This window comes from Lysinibacillus pakistanensis, from assembly GCF_030123245.1.
GTDB classification, from domain to species: domain Bacteria; phylum Bacillota; class Bacilli; order Bacillales_A; family Planococcaceae; genus Lysinibacillus; species Lysinibacillus pakistanensis.
Genome location: NZ_CP126101.1, coordinates 1,294,278 through 1,309,226, shown reverse-complemented (window position 1 = coordinate 1,309,226; position 14,949 = coordinate 1,294,278). Strand labels below are relative to the sequence as shown.

The following is a 14,949-nucleotide window of genomic DNA, read 5'->3' as shown; positions in this document are numbered from 1 at the left end:
CATTTCACAAACACGCTGTATATACTGTATATATACAGTTGAGTGAGGTGAGAAATTTGTGCATATCCATTTAAGCAATGCCAGTGATAAACCCATCTATGAGCAAATTACCATACAGCTAAAGGAAGCAATTTTAGCAAATAAATTACAGGCTGGTGATGCACTACCCTCTATCCGTGCACTTGCAAAGGATTTAAAGATAAGTGTGATGACAACAAAACGCGCTTATGCTGATTTAGAGCGAGATGGCTTTATCGAAACCGTCGCTGGAAAAGGTAGCTTTGTCACAGAACGAAATCAAGATTTTCTACGCGAAGAATTATTACGTCAGGTTGAAGAGCATATGCAAAAAGCAGTCAAAACTGCTAAAACGGCTGGACTAACTAATGAGGAGCTACAGGAATTATTAACAATGATTTTAGAGGAGGGCAACTAAATGAATGCGATTGAAATTCATGATTTACATAAAAGCTTTGAAGGGTTTTCCCTTAAAGATGTAAGCTTTTCTGTACCCCAAGGCACAGTGATGGGATTTGTCGGAGAAAACGGTGCTGGAAAATCAACAACGATAAAATGCATGCTCAATTTATTAAAAAAGGAATATGGCGAAATTTTACTATTTGGCAAGGATATTGTCGAACATGAATTATCGATAAAAAACGACATCGGTGTAGTTTTTGACGATTTACACATACCTGAAACGCTTAATGCGACACAACTTGACAAATTTATGAAAAAAGTATTTAAAACGTGGGATTCAAGCTATTATTTTGAGCGATTGAGACAATTTAAAATTCCTGAGAAGAAGAGGGTAAAAGAATTATCGCGAGGTATGAGGATGAAGCTGTCTATTGCATTGGCACTGGCACATCATCCAAAGCTGTTAATTTTAGATGAACCAACAAGTGGGTTAGATCCGATTATTCGTGATGAAATTCTCGATTTATTTTTAGCATTTATGCAAGATGAAACACACAGCATTTTATTTTCTTCCCATATAACAAGTGATTTAGAAAAGATTGCAGACTATATTACTTTTATCCATAATGGTGAGGTTTTATTTAGTGAGGGTAAGGATGTATTACTCTATGAGTATGGAATATTTAAAGGTAGTAAAGAGGATATAAGTGCCATTCCAGAGCATGCCATTTTAAGAAAACGTAATGGAGCTTTTGGTGTAGAAGCATTAGTGCTAAAAAATGAAGTAAACGAAGTATTTTCTTTTGAAAAGCCTTCTATTGAAGACATTATGCTATTTTATGTGAAAGGTAGTGTATGAGCATGGTAGGTCTTATATTAAAAGATTTAATGACGATTCAGCGTCAAATGAAGACACAAGCTTTTGTGTTGATTTTCTTCCTATTTATGTCTTTCATTGTACAACAAGGTTCAATGCTCTTTTCACTTGTTATAATTATGGTTACTTTTCAGGCGATAACTGCTATTACCTATGATGAACAAAGTGGCTGGGATAAATATGCAAATACTTTACCTATTCCAAAAGGGGACATCGTACTTAGTAAATATATACTTAGTATCCTTCTTATGATTATGGGGCTTATTTTTGCACTACCGATTGTATGGATTATTCATCGTTTTACGCCGAATAACTGGGCATCAGCAGAATTTTTTCTAACATTCAATCTAATAGTAACATTAGCCTTTTGTATGCTAGCCATATTATTACCCATCTACATTAAATTTGGTTCCATTAAAGGAAGAATGGTTCTTATTGCGATCTGCTTCATCCCGGGCTTTTTATTTAGCCTCATTAACAAGCAATCACCTGATATGTTTTTAGTTTTAACAAACATTAAACAATTTATGTTTTTGGCACCTTTTGCTGGACTTCTAATCCTATGGCTATCCTCTCTTATCTCGACAGCCATTTATAAACAAAAAGAATTTTAGAGGAGGGAGTTCATGCAAGCTCTACTTTTACAAAGAATAATGGTACAAAAATGGTCAATTTTTTTGGTATTTATCATAAGTGCTATTATCAGTTTCTTGGATATACCTTATTTAGACAATCCCTCAATAGGCATTTTTGCGGTTGTTTTTTCCGCTTCCATTGTTGGGGGACTATATGATAGTGATTATAAAATTAACTGGGAATTGTTTGTTAATAGTCTCCCGTTAACTAAAAAAACACAGCTTCAGGCTGATTATCTATATTGCTATGGAATCGTAATATTGCTATTTTTCCTAATGGCACCAGCTTATTTTTCACAAACCGCTGCGAACGAAAATTTCTCAGAGCATTTCGCCATGTATTTTGCTTATATTAGCAGTGCCTCTCTGCTCATCTGTACACAGTTTTATATCCATCATCTAGAAGAGACGAAAGGGATACGTAATTTTAAGATGATCATTGCTATTCTCATTATTTTTATCATCAATTTTCCAATTCATTACTATTTATCACTAGTAGCAGCCAATTTATTGATCATTTTAGTCCCAACAATTATCAGTCTTATCATTAGCATTTTTATTTTCCATAAAAGCTTGACATTGTATTTAGCAAAAGAAGTTTATTAAAAGAGATAGAAATAGGCTACCAAAACGAGAGGGCACTGACCATTTCATTTTTTATAGTAGAAATCTGTCTTTAGTTAAAGTTGAAAAAACCAAAAAAAGTCGATTTGCATCACATTTTTTTGTGACAAATCGACTTTTTTAGTGCCCTTAAAAACGGAAGCTTATCTTAGTTATATGAGCTAATACTCTTTTATTAATTTCGGAATATTTATGCCTTAGGGCCAATTATGGCGATGGCTGGCTCCGCTTTTAATATTTTCGCAATTAGGCGTTCTACTGACTCCATTGAAACTGCATCAATAGCTGTTAGTACCTCGTCCACAGAGCGATGCTTTCCATGTACCAGTTCACTTGTACCATTACGATTCATTCGAGCACCAGTCCCCTCTAATCCAAGCACAAAACTGCCCTTAAGCTGCTCCTTAGCATTATCAAGCTCCTCCTCTGTTACGCCACCAGCTACAATATCAAGTAATGTCGCATCAATTGTGTGCTGGAGCTGTGATAATTGTTGACGACTTGTACTACCGTAAATCGTAAATGCTCCGACGTCAGCATAGCAGGATTGGTAGGAAAAAATCGTATAAGCCAAGCCTCGTTCCTCACGAACTTCCTGGAATAAGCGAGAGCTCATATTGCCCCCAATAATATTATTAAGAGCAATAAAACTATACATATCTGGATCTTTTACACCGATTGCTGGGTAAGAGATAGCTACATGTGCTTGCTCTGTATCACGTATTTTTGTTATCTCTCCTGGATGAAATTGCGGGTTTGTTAATACTGGTGCAACTTCAAGAGGAGATGCTTGGTATTGTCCAAATAAATCAATTATTGTTTGTAGGAGTTTTTCGGAAATATTGCCTGCTAATGAAATAACTACTGATTTCGGGCCATAATGTTTAGCCATATAAGCGCGAATCATATCTGCTGTAAATGTTTTTAACGTAGCAGCAGTGCCTAGTATTGGACGACCAAGCGCATCATTCGGATACATTACTTCCCATAGCTTTTCATGTACATCGTCATCTGGTGCATCTTCACTCATTAAGATTTCCTCTAATACGACTTGTCGTTCCTTCTCTAACTCTTCTTCTGCAAATGTAGAGTTGAAGAACATATCAGCAAGTATTGTGACTGCAAGCTCAGCATGATGATCTAAAACTTTTGCATAATAGCATGTATTTTCCTTAGAGGTAAAAGCATTTAATTCTCCACCAATACGATCAAATTCCTCAGCAATTTGACGAGCAGTGCGCGTTGCTGTTCCTTTAAACAGCATGTGTTCAATAAAATGAGTAATTCCATTTTCTTCAGGTAATTCATAGCGAGAACCTGCATTCACAAAAATGCCTAAAGCTACTGATCTTACATGATCAATTTGCTCAGACACAATACGCACACCATTGTCACATGTATGTACTTGTACCATAAAATTCCCTCCATCTTGATTTAAAAAAGGCTGCGCAACATACGCAGCCTTTGCTATTCCCTATTATTTACCTTGCTCAGCGCGCTCTTTTTCCTCTTGAATAACAACTTTACGAGATAAATTCACACGTCCTTGCTTGTCGATTTCAATCACTTTTACAAGTAATTGATCACCAAGTTTTAAAACATCTTCTACCTGCTTTGTACGTTCCTCTTGGATTTCAGAGATATGAAGTAAACCATCCTTACCTGGGAAGATTTCACAGAATGCACCGAATTTTTCAATACGCTTCACTGTCGATAAGTAGTACTCCCCTACTTTTGCTTCACGTACGATATCTTCAATAATTTGTTTTGCACGTGCATTCATTTCTTCATCTGCAGAAGAGATGTAAATTGTACCGTCTTGCTCTGTATCAATTTTTACCCCAGTTTCTTCAATAATTTTGTTAATTTGTTTACCGCCTGGTCCAATGACATCACGGATTTTATCAGGGTTAATTTTCACAATGACAATTTTCGGTGCAAATTCAGATAATTTTTCACGTGGTTCAGCAAGTGTCGCAAGCATTGATTCTAAAATATGCATGCGCCCAATTTTAGCTTGTGTTAATGCTTCTTCTAAAATATTGCGAGATAATCCATCGATTTTAATGTCCATTTGTAGAGCCGTTACACCTTTAGCTGTACCTGCAACCTTAAAGTCCATATCTCCAAGGTGATCTTCCATTCCTTGAATATCTGTTAAGATGGAGTAATACTCACCTTTTTTAATAAGACCCATTGCAATACCTGCTACAGGTGCTTTTAATGGAACACCCGCATCCATCATTGCTAACGTGGAGGCACAGATAGAAGCCTGAGAAGTAGAACCATTCGATTCAAGCACTTCCGATACACAACGAATCGTATATGGGAATACAGATTCATCTGGAATAACCGCTTCAAGTGCACGTTCTCCTAGCGCTCCATGTCCGATTTCACGACGACCTGGTCCACGAATCGGTCCTGTTTCCCCAACTGAGAATTGAGGGAAGTTATAATGATGCATGAAACGTTTAGATTCTTCCACACCTAATCCATCAATAATTTGCACATCTCCAAGTGCCCCTAGAGTACAAATTGACAATGCTTGTGTTTGTCCACGTGTAAATAGTGCTGAACCATGCGTACGCTGTAATAATCCTGTTTCTGATGAAAGTGGACGAATCTCATCAAGTTTACGACCATCTGGACGAATTTTATCTTCTGTAATTTGACGGCGTACTTCATCCTTTACCATCTTATCTAGAATCGTATAAACCTGCTTCATTGTTTCATCATCAGCTTCTTGCTCTTCGTAAGAAGCAATAACACGATCTTTTACTGCTTGAATCGCTTCATCACGAGCATGTTTTTCCGCTGTTTGAATGGCATCATGCATGTCAGACTCACAAGCTGCCTTTATATCTGCTTGAATCTCTTCATTAATTTCAAATAATGTTACTGGTAATTTTTCTTTTCCTACTTCAGCAACAATTTGCTCTTGGAAAGCAATAATTTTTTTAATTTCTTCATGACCAAACATGATGGCCTCTAACATTACCTCCTCTGGAACTTCAAGTGCACCTGCTTCAACCATGTTGATAGCATCTTTGTTTCCAGCTACAGATAAATGAATAGTTGAATGATTAGATTGTTCCACTGTTGGGTTCACGATGAATTCTCCATCAATATAGCCAACTTGTACACCTGCTATCGGTCCATCGAATGGGATATCGGAAACAGCTAATGCTAATGAGGAACCAACCATAGCTGCCATTTCAGACGTACAATTCGGATCATTGGACATAACCATTGAAATTACTTGGACTTCATTACGGAACCCATCTGGGAACATCGGACGAATAGGACGGTCGATTAGACGGCTTGCAAGAATCGCTTTTTCAGATGGACGACCTTCACGTTTAATAAAGCCGCCAGGAATTTTACCTGCAGCATATAGGCGTTCTTCATAGTTTACTGTTAATGGGAAGAAATCAAGTGGTTTTGGTGATTTTGACATTGTTGCTGTTGAAAGTACTGAAGTATCGCCATAGCGTACTAATACAGCTCCATTTGCTTGTTTTGCTAACTGTCCAACTTCAATTACAAGTGGACGGCCAGCCCATTCGTAGGAATAGACTTTCTTCTCGTTCATTCAATGAACCCCTCTCTATTATAAAACACTTACTTCGTCTGTATGTACTAATAGTAAGTGTACCAAAAATGCTTGTTCTATGCTAAAAAATATTTCATGAAATAATCATACATTTAAAATCAATTATTGCCAATTTATTTAAGATTTATTTTTATATTTTATTGAAAAAGCACTTTTATACTTTTGTTATATGAATTTGACTTAAAATAATCCTTCCTGATAGGAAATAATGGATAAAACATTATTTTCAACTGCAGGTTTACACAATAGGTTATCATACCACATCTTTCTAGTATAATGAAAGTTAGGTGCATAGTAAAGTTTAAGCATAGATAACCAAAGAAGTATAAAAAAGATTGGCATGATGAAGCGGCCCAATCCAATAGGATCATGACCATTGTAAAAATGCAACATATGAATCGACCCTGAGCAAATTCTTTCCAGGGAATAAGGACTTTTATGACTAACTCATTATGTTATGTTGATAACCTCTCAATTTAGTTGCGAAATATTTCCTTTTTCAAGTGTAATATTTTTGTTACTAACCTGACTAAAAAACAAAAAAGACCATAGACAAACAAAGTTGTCTATAGTCTAAAACAGGAGCAATCCCGCTTTTAAATTAGCGACGTAAGCCTAAACGGTTAATTAGTTCACGGTAACGTTGTACGTCAGTTTCACGAAGAAATTTTAATAAGTGACGACGACGACCTACCATTTTTAGAAGACCACGCTCAGAGTGGAAATCTTTTTTGTGAGTACGTAAGTGTGTGTTTAGAGCATTAATTTCCTCTGTTAACACTGCAACTTGTACTTCTGGTGAACCAGTGTCACTTTCGTGGGTGCGGTACTCAGCGATAATTTCGTTTTTACGTTCTTTTGAAATAGCCATTTGTATGGACCTCCTAAATTATAATAAATCCCCATTAGCACAGTACACGTTGGAGTCATCGATATACCGAGCTAAGGTTAAGCATTATGCACTTATGAATGTTACCATAAATCAAAAGGTCAAGCAAGTGATAACGTAATTCTATTCAAATACCGAAGCAGAAAAACACAGCACATTGACCATGTTTAACTGTTATTATTGGAAAGCATTAAAATAGTCGATCGCTTCCTGTTTATCCTTTTCAATTTGTGCCTTTAATGCTTCAATACCATCAAATTTACGTTCACTTCGAATACGTTTATACCAAGCAACATGTACTTCTTCGCCATAGATGCTCTTTTCGAAGTTTAATATATGGACCTCAATGGATAATTGCTTATCATTTGGGTCTTTAAATGTTGGTTTGTAGCCCACATTACATACGCCATCATACCAATTATTTTGTACAAATAAACGGACAGCATAGACACCGCTTGCTGGAATATAAGTGCCCTCTAGTGCTTGAACATTTGCAGTAGGGAAGCCTATAGTACGTCCTCGCTTATCACCATGTATAACAATACCTGCGATTTCAAAAGGTCGACCTAGCAGCATTCTTGCAGCTTCCATGTCACCCTCCTGTAAAAGTTTACGAATTCGTGTAGAGCTAATTTTTTCAATATCATCCGTTTTCTTTTCAACAATCGTCACACCATAATCGCCATTACTCAAAGCACGCATCTCCTCCATTGTGCCCTTTCCAAATGCACCAAAGGAGAAATCAAAGCCTGCTGTAACATGTTGGATATTTAATCCACGGATAAACGTATCAATAAAGGCTGCTGGAGAAAGCTTGGCAAAGTCTGAAGTAAAATGTACGACAAATACCGTATCCACGCCTTGTTCTTGAAACAGTTGCAATTTTTGCTGTAGCAATGTAATATAAAAAACCTTTTCGTTTCGTCCACCAAGGACTATAGAAGGATGTGGATCAAATGTCATCACTGCAGTCGAAATTTGACGCTTGTCCCCTTCTTCCTTCGCTGCCTTGATAACTGCCTGATGCCCTCTATGTACACCATCAAAAAAGCCAATTGCTAATGAATAAGGCTGCATGCTTTCTCGTTGCTGTAGTTGATGCGGGTATTTTAAATGAATGACCTCCATACAAAAATCCTCCTACTCTATCGTCGGAAACATTTTATGTGGTTTCATCAACCCTTCCTTCGTTGGATGTGGTTGATAAACCGCCATTGCTTTCCCATTGATTCCAAAAACAATTTTATCATGTATCTTTAATAATGTATCTGCCGGAAGCACTTGTCCATTGAAAATTTCTTTTTCATTAGCAGCAGTAATTTCAATATATGGAAAGTCTGTTAATGCATACTCAACTGGTAAAATACATCTATCAATTTGTTCAGCTTCCATCAGCTCAGCTACCTGTCCCAATGTAAAGCAATTTTCTTGTGTAAATGTGCCTGAGGCTGTGCGTACAAGCTCTTGCATATGTGCAGGATAACCAAGTGCTTCCCCTATTTGTACGGCTAATGTGCGGATATATGTGCCCTTACTACAAGCTATGCGAACTGGAAACGTAATTTCTTGTCCTTCATATAGTTCGATCTCATCTAAAAGCTCTAAAGCATAAATTGTAACCTGACGTGTCGGTCTTTCAACGGTTTCCCCTTTACGTGCATATTCATAAAGCCGTTTACCATTGACTTTGACCGCAGAAAACATAGGTGGTGTTTGTTCAATCACTCCTGTTAAAGAAGCTAGCACCTCTAATAATTGACCTCGAGTGAATTGCTTGATGTTGGTATCCTGTTCAACTGTTTCACCTTCTGCATCCTCAGTTGTCGTTGTTCGACCAATAGAAATAATAGCTTCATAGGTTTTTCCTGCATCTGTTAAATACTCTGCAATCCTTGTTGCCTGTCCAATACAAATTGGTAGAACACCCTCTACACCTGGATCAAGAGTACCTGTATGTCCTACTTTTTTTGTGCGTAAAATTTTTCGTAATTTAAAAACACAATCATGGCTTGTCATGCCATGTTCCTTCCAAAGCGGTAAAATACCGTTCATATAGCTCCTCCCAAACTTTTTTGTTGCCAAATCAACAATTTTTTCCTACAATAAAAAGCCTGCCTGCATGAATATGCATGTGGCAGACTCTTTATCTTTTACTTATTCTTTGTGTAAACCTCGTAGCAATGTATCAATACGGTTTCCATATTCAATCGATGAATCAAATTCAAAGATTAATTCTGGTGTACGGCGTAATCGGATACGTGAACCGATTTCTGAACGAATAAAACCAGAAGCCTTTACTAAAGCTTTTAGTGTTTCTTCTCGTTCACGTTCATTGCCTAAAGTTGTAATATAAATAGTCGCTTGCTGTAAATCACCTGTTACCTCAACACCCGTAACAGTAACAAACCCAACACGCGGATCTTTTATTTTACGGCCAAGAATATCACCGAGTTCTTTTTTCATTTGCTCAGCAACACGGTTTGAGCGTAGAGACATAATTTGTCACCTCTATTTCGATTCCAGATAGTGTGCTTACTCTTTTAGATGTATTGGAATGATCTCAACATATAAATGACACAGCTATCTTTTGTTACTTATAAATAATCTCGCCACACATTGAGCTGTTCCCATGACGGATTTGACTGTAAGAAATGAAGCGCATGATTAATTTCTCGCTCGGCCGCTTCTTTTGAAGAAGAAACAGCAACAAGTGCTAATTTTGTGCGCTGCCATACATTTTGATGGTCAATTTCCGCAATGGATACATTAAACTTTTGCTTTGTGCGGGTAATCATACGCTGTAGGACAGCACGTTTTTCCTTTAACGAATGGGCAGTTTGAATGATGAATTCAACCTCTGCGTAGACAATCATTAGACGCGTTTAACTTCTTCCATAATATAGGCTTCAATAATATCGCCTTCTTTTATATCGTTGAAGTTTGTAATTGTAATACCACATTCGTATCCTTTTGCAACTTCTTTCACTTCATCTTTGAAGCGTTTAAGTGTATCTAATTCACCTTCAAAAATTACTACATTGTCGCGGATTACACGTACGCCAGAATCACGCGTTACTTTACCTTCTGTTACGTATGAACCAGCAATTGTACCAACTTTTGATACTTTAATTGTTTGTCGAACTTCTGCTTGACCAATAATTTTTTCTTCGAATTCTGGATCAAGCATACCTTTCATCGCTTGTTCTATTTCTTCGATTACTTTATAGATAATACGGTGTAAGCGAATATCTACGCCTTCTTGTTCAGCAGCACGTTTTGCATTAACGTCTGGACGAACATTAAAACCAATTACAATGGCATTTGATGCAGCAGCAAGAGAAATATCTGACTCTGTAATTGCCCCTGCGCCAGTGTGAATAATTTTTACGTTAACGCCTTCCACATCAATTTTCATTAAAGATGCAGCCATAGCTTCAACAGTACCTTGAACGTCAGCCTTCACGATAAGGTTAAGCTCTTTCATTTCACCTTGGCTCATTTGTTCAAATAAATTATCCAATGTTACGCGCTGTTTTTCAGAGCGTTGTGCTTGTATGGCAGACATTGCACGTGTTTCACCGACTTGACGTGCTGTTTTTTCATCTTCAAAAACAACGAAGCGGTCTCCAGCTTGCGGCACATCATTTAAGCCCGTAATTTCTACTGGCGTTGATGGTCCAGCCTCTTTCACACGACGCCCCTTGTCATTTACCATCGCACGTACTCGCCCATAAGTATGACCAACAACAATTGGGTCACCTACTTTTAGTGTGCCATCTTGTACTAATAGTGTTGCAACGGAACCACGACCTTTATCAAGCTGTGCTTCAATAACGGTACCTATTGCTAGGCGGTTAGGATTTGCTTTTAATTCCCCAACTTCTGCAACAAGTAAAATCATCTCAAGCAATGTATCAATGCCTTCACCTTTTAATGCGGAAATTGGTACAAAAATTGTATCTCCGCCCCATGCCTCTGGAACAAGACCATGCTCTGTTAATTCTTGCATTACACGATCAGGGTTCGCTGAAGGTTTATCCATTTTATTGACAGCAACAATAATTGGTACTTCTGCAGCTTTTGCGTGGTTAATAGCTTCTACTGTTTGTGGCATGACACCATCATCTGCAGCTACCACTAAAATTGTTAAGTCTGTTACTTTTGCCCCGCGTGCACGCATTGTTGTAAAAGCAGCGTGACCTGGTGTATCAAGGAACGTAATTTTTTTGTCACCTTCAGTTACTTGGTAGGCACCAATATGCTGTGTAATACCACCAGCTTCTCCTGCTGTAACTTTTGTATGGCGAATTGAGTCTAATAATGTCGTTTTACCATGGTCAACGTGACCCATAATTGTTACAACTGGAGGACGTTCCGATAATTCCTCCTCGTTTACTTCTTCTGGTTGTTCGAAGTGTGTTTCTAAATCCGTAATATCTACACGAATTTCTTCTTCAACTTCTACACCGTAGTCTGCGCAAATTAATTCAATTGCATCCTTATCTAATTCTTGGTTAATTGTTGCCATTACACCAAGCATAAATAACTTTTTAATGATTTCTGATGGTTCACGATGTAGTTTTTTGGCTAATTCAGCAACAGATAGTGATTCAACAAACGTAATTTTTTCTGGTAATTCCTTTTGTTTCACTGGTATTGATGGTTGATGTGTTTTTGGATGGCGACGTTTGCCTCCATGAATTCCTGGTTTTGGACGTTGGTTAAAACCACCGCCACCTCTACGATTATTATTATTGTTATTATTATTATTTTGTGTCATATTTCGATTTTGATTACCTTTTGTATTCTTAGATTTTTCGTTAGACGAATTTGAGTTTTGGTGCGATTGTTGCTGATTGTTTGCTCTAGGCTTAGAAGTAGCAGATTGCTGCTTTTGTCCTTCTTGCCTTTTCATCGATTGCTGTGGTTTTTGTTGGCCATTAGGTTGTGTTCTTTGTGATACGTTTTGAGTAGGTTGTTTCACTTCTTTTTTTCCTGATGTACTAAATGTTTGGTTTAACTTCGACACAATGTCTTTTTCTAACATAGACATATGATTTGTTACACTCACATTTAATTTACTTAGTGCTTCAATAACCTCTTTACTCGTTTTATTCACTTGTTTTGCATATTCATGAACTCTGATTTTGGTCATCTGCTCACCCCCGATTATTTTTCGTTGAGTAGACTAGACAATTTACTTGCAAAACCTTTATCGGTAATAGCTAAAGCCACTCGGGCCTCCTTACCTGTAGCATGTCCTAGATCATAACGATCACCAATTACATGATACTCAACGTTGTAGTACGTGCATTTATCTTGAATTTTCTTGCTAGAGTTTTTAGAAGCATCGTTTGCAAGCAGTACAAGCTTAGCATTACCATTGCGGACTTCCTTTACTACTAACTCTTCTCCTGAAATGACTTTACGGGCTCTTGCCGCGATTCCAAGCAAATTAAACACTGCTTGCTGGATCATATAATAGACTCCCTACGAATCAACAATAGTAGTTCATCGTATATTTCTTCAGGTATTTTTACATCAAGTTGGTGCCCTAAAACATTTTTCTTACGAGCGATTTCAACTGCCTCCTCTGATTTAGAGACATAAGCACCACGTCCGGATTTCTTTCCAGAAATATCCACACTTACCTCACCCTCTTTTGAACGAACAACACGAATCATTTCTTTTTTGGGTAGCATTTCTCCAGTAGCTACACATTTGCGAAGAGGTATTTTTTTATTAACAGCCATAAGAATCACCTTTCCTCTCTGAAGCTTGTCGTAAGAGGTGGACTAGCCACGCATTACCTCAGTCATGTCCTGATTAAGAAACCATAACTTTTTACAAGGTAGACAATGCCATTATTCAGTCGACGCCCTCAACGTCCACTGAATAATGGCAGCAGACTAGTCACACGGCCTTTCTTACTTATTCTTCGTCGTCTTGATATAAGTCAACTGCTACATCCTCATAATCACTTTCTTCATCTTCAGCAGGAATGAAAGTGCTTGTAGCAGATGGATAAATACCTAGCTCACGGGCATCTGTTTCACTTTTAATATCAATTTTCCAACCAGTTAGCTTTGCAGCTAAACGTGCATTTTGACCACGTTTACCAATTGCCAGAGATAATTGATAGTCAGGTACGACAACCGTTGTAGATTTTTCTTCTTCGTTTACTTGCACATCTAAAACCTTTGAAGGGCTAAGAGCATTTGCCACGAAAACAACTGGATCTTCTGACCATTCAACAATATCGATTTTCTCTCCGTTTAATTCATTGACAATAGTCTGAACACGAGCACCTTTTGCCCCTACACATGAGCCGACTGGATCTACTTCTTCATTATGTGCATATACAGAAATTTTTGAACGATCTCCCGCTTCTCGAGCAATTGATTTAATTTCTACAATACCTTCATAAATTTCAGGTACTTCCATCTCAAATAATCGACGTAATAACCCCGGATGTGTGCGTGACACAATGACTTGCGGTCCACGAGTTGTTCGCTCAACCTTTGTAATATAGACTTTAATACGATCATGCGGATGATATTTTTCACCTTGTATTTGTTCATTGACTGGTAGAGCAGCTTCAACTTTACCTAAGCCTACATAAATATTACGAGCATCAAGACGCTCAACAACACCAGTGACAATATCGTCTTCACGGTCTACGTATTGTTCATAAATTAAGCCTCGTTCTGCCTCGCGTACACGTTGTGTCACGACTTGTTTCGCTGTTTGAGCAGCAATACGACCAAAATTGCGAGGTGTCACTTCTTGTTCAACCACATCTTCTAATTGATAAGCGGGGTTGATAGCCTTGGCATCCTCTAAAGATATTTGTAAACGGTCATCCTCAACCTCTTCTACAACATCTTTACGTGAAAAGACACGAATAGAGCCCTTATCTAAATTTAAGTCCACACGAACATTCTGTGCTTGATTAAAGTTGCGTTTGTAAGCTGTAACTAATGCCGCTTCAATTGCCTCAATTAACACATCTCTTGAAATTCCCTTTTGTTCTTCTAGCGCAGTTAGCGCATCTAACAAATCACTACTCATTTTGTTTTCACTCCTAAATATGCATTATGCTGAAAAATCGATGGCTAATCGTGCCAATGCGATTTTTTCTTGTTCAATGGTTACTGTTATTTTGCGCGTTTTAATACGTACTTCCATCACTAATGTATGTTCATTGTATGACGTTAAGTAGCCTTGGAATTCCTTCATGTCCTTAATGGGCTCATAGGTCTTTACGTAAATAAATTTACCAATCGCTTTTTCAAAATCAGCATCTTTTTTTAGTGGACGTTCTGCTCCAGGGGAAGAAACTTCTAAATAATAGTTTTGTGTAATTGGATCCTTTTCATCCAATAGTAGACTCAGTCTTTCACTTACTTGAGCACATTGGTCAATGTCAATTCCGCCTTCAGGTGTATCGACATAAACACGTAAAAACCAGTTACGCCCTTCTTTTACGAACTCGATATCCACTAACTCAAGGTTTAACTCTTCTACAATTGGTTTAGCGAGCTCTTCAATTAAAGATGGTACTTTGCTCATTGTTGCCTCCTGTATCTATTAAATTCTAGCGTAATAACGATTCATTACTAAATCCCTGTAATGAACCATAATAAAACAGAAATTCCACCATTGCTTTGGTGAAATTTTACGGTCTTACCTGCTGTTAGTCAAAAATTTGTTTTGCTACGGCATAACAACAGAAAAGAGCGGGAAGGCCCCACTCTTTTGCTGGAAAATTATCAACAAATTATTACCATAAGAATAGCACAGTTTACAGCACAATGCAAATTTCCTTATTCTAGACATCATTGACACATTATAAATGTGTCTGGAATTCGAAAATATCCATTAGTTTGAC

At 37.6% G+C, this 14,949-nt stretch carries 16 protein-coding genes; 4 read left to right on the top strand and 12 right to left on the bottom strand.

Annotated elements, in window-relative coordinates; all coding sequences use genetic code 11:
* Positions 1 to 58 precede the first annotated feature (58 nt).
* From QNH24_RS06125 to QNH24_RS06110, 4 genes are read left to right on the top strand one after another with little or no spacing between them, the layout of a single operon-like run.
* On the top strand, positions 59 to 436 hold the full coding sequence (locus QNH24_RS06125; RefSeq protein ID WP_054770644.1) for a GntR family transcriptional regulator: 378 nt from the start codon (positions 59 to 61) through the stop codon (positions 434 to 436).
* On the top strand, positions 437 to 1,279 hold the full coding sequence (locus QNH24_RS06120) for an ABC transporter ATP-binding protein (protein WP_283871206.1): 843 nt from the start codon (positions 437 to 439) through the stop codon (positions 1,277 to 1,279).
* The gene (locus tag QNH24_RS06115; RefSeq protein WP_283871205.1) at positions 1,276 to 1,911 is read left to right on the top strand and encodes an ABC-2 transporter permease; all 636 of its coding nucleotides are present in this window, start codon (positions 1,276 to 1,278) and stop codon (positions 1,909 to 1,911) included. Before QNH24_RS06120 ends, QNH24_RS06115 begins: the two co-directional genes overlap by 4 nt.
* A gap of 12 nt (positions 1,912 to 1,923) precedes the next feature.
* The gene (locus QNH24_RS06110; RefSeq protein ID WP_283871204.1) at positions 1,924 to 2,538 is read left to right on the top strand and encodes an ABC-2 transporter permease; all 615 of its coding nucleotides are present in this window, start codon (positions 1,924 to 1,926) and stop codon (positions 2,536 to 2,538) included.
* 208 nt (positions 2,539 to 2,746) lie between these two features.
* Here the strand turns inward: QNH24_RS06110 and QNH24_RS06105 are convergent, their stop codons facing one another.
* The 12 genes from QNH24_RS06105 to rimP all read right to left on the bottom strand — a co-directional run bounded on the left by QNH24_RS06105 (position 2,747) and on the right by rimP (position 14,630).
* A complete protein-coding gene (locus tag QNH24_RS06105) occupies positions 2,747 to 3,970 on the bottom strand; it encodes a M16 family metallopeptidase (protein ID WP_283871203.1) in 1,224 nt (407 codons plus the stop codon).
* A 63-nt stretch (positions 3,971 to 4,033) separates the two neighbouring features.
* Positions 4,034 to 6,148, bottom strand: a complete 2,115-nt coding sequence (gene pnp, locus QNH24_RS06100) for a polyribonucleotide nucleotidyltransferase (protein ID WP_283871202.1) — start codon at positions 6,146 to 6,148, stop codon at positions 4,034 to 4,036.
* A 622-nt stretch (positions 6,149 to 6,770) separates the two neighbouring features.
* On the bottom strand, positions 6,771 to 7,040 hold the full coding sequence (gene rpsO, locus QNH24_RS06095) for a 30S ribosomal protein S15 (protein WP_054770643.1): 270 nt from the start codon (positions 7,038 to 7,040) through the stop codon (positions 6,771 to 6,773).
* 195 nt (positions 7,041 to 7,235) lie between these two features.
* Complete coding sequence (ribF, locus tag QNH24_RS06090) at positions 7,236 to 8,186, bottom strand: riboflavin biosynthesis protein RibF (RefSeq protein ID WP_283871201.1); 951 nt, start codon at positions 8,184 to 8,186, stop codon at positions 7,236 to 7,238.
* Positions 8,187 to 8,198: 12 nt separating this feature from the next.
* Positions 8,199 to 9,110, bottom strand: a complete 912-nt coding sequence (gene truB / locus QNH24_RS06085; protein ID WP_283871200.1) for a tRNA pseudouridine(55) synthase TruB — start codon at positions 9,108 to 9,110, stop codon at positions 8,199 to 8,201.
* Positions 9,111 to 9,212: 102 nt separating this feature from the next.
* Positions 9,213 to 9,554 carry a 30S ribosome-binding factor RbfA gene (gene rbfA / locus QNH24_RS06080; protein WP_283871199.1) on the bottom strand — a complete coding sequence of 114 codons (342 nt, stop codon included), beginning with the start codon at positions 9,552 to 9,554 and terminating at the stop codon, positions 9,213 to 9,215.
* A 98-nt stretch (positions 9,555 to 9,652) separates the two neighbouring features.
* Positions 9,653 to 9,931 carry a DUF503 domain-containing protein gene (locus QNH24_RS06075; protein ID WP_054770642.1) on the bottom strand — a complete coding sequence of 93 codons (279 nt, stop codon included), beginning with the start codon at positions 9,929 to 9,931 and terminating at the stop codon, positions 9,653 to 9,655.
* Positions 9,931 to 12,213 (bottom strand): translation initiation factor IF-2, encoded by a 2,283-nt coding sequence (gene infB, locus QNH24_RS06070; protein WP_283871198.1) that lies wholly within the window; start codon positions 12,211 to 12,213, stop codon positions 9,931 to 9,933. Before infB ends, QNH24_RS06075 begins: the two co-directional genes overlap by 1 nt.
* A gap of 14 nt (positions 12,214 to 12,227) precedes the next feature.
* Positions 12,228 to 12,536, bottom strand: a complete 309-nt coding sequence (locus QNH24_RS06065) for a YlxQ family RNA-binding protein (protein ID WP_054770641.1) — start codon at positions 12,534 to 12,536, stop codon at positions 12,228 to 12,230.
* Positions 12,533 to 12,811 carry an RNase P modulator RnpM gene (gene rnpM / locus QNH24_RS06060; RefSeq protein WP_283871197.1) on the bottom strand — a complete coding sequence of 93 codons (279 nt, stop codon included), beginning with the start codon at positions 12,809 to 12,811 and terminating at the stop codon, positions 12,533 to 12,535. Before rnpM ends, QNH24_RS06065 begins: the two co-directional genes overlap by 4 nt.
* A 178-nt stretch (positions 12,812 to 12,989) precedes the next feature.
* Positions 12,990 to 14,129 carry a transcription termination factor NusA gene (gene nusA, locus QNH24_RS06055; protein WP_283871196.1) on the bottom strand — a complete coding sequence of 380 codons (1,140 nt, stop codon included), beginning with the start codon at positions 14,127 to 14,129 and terminating at the stop codon, positions 12,990 to 12,992.
* Between the two features lie 24 nt (positions 14,130 to 14,153).
* On the bottom strand, positions 14,154 to 14,630 hold the full coding sequence (gene rimP, locus QNH24_RS06050) for a ribosome maturation factor RimP (RefSeq protein ID WP_283871195.1): 477 nt from the start codon (positions 14,628 to 14,630) through the stop codon (positions 14,154 to 14,156).
* Between the last annotated feature and the right edge of the window lie 319 nt (positions 14,631 to 14,949).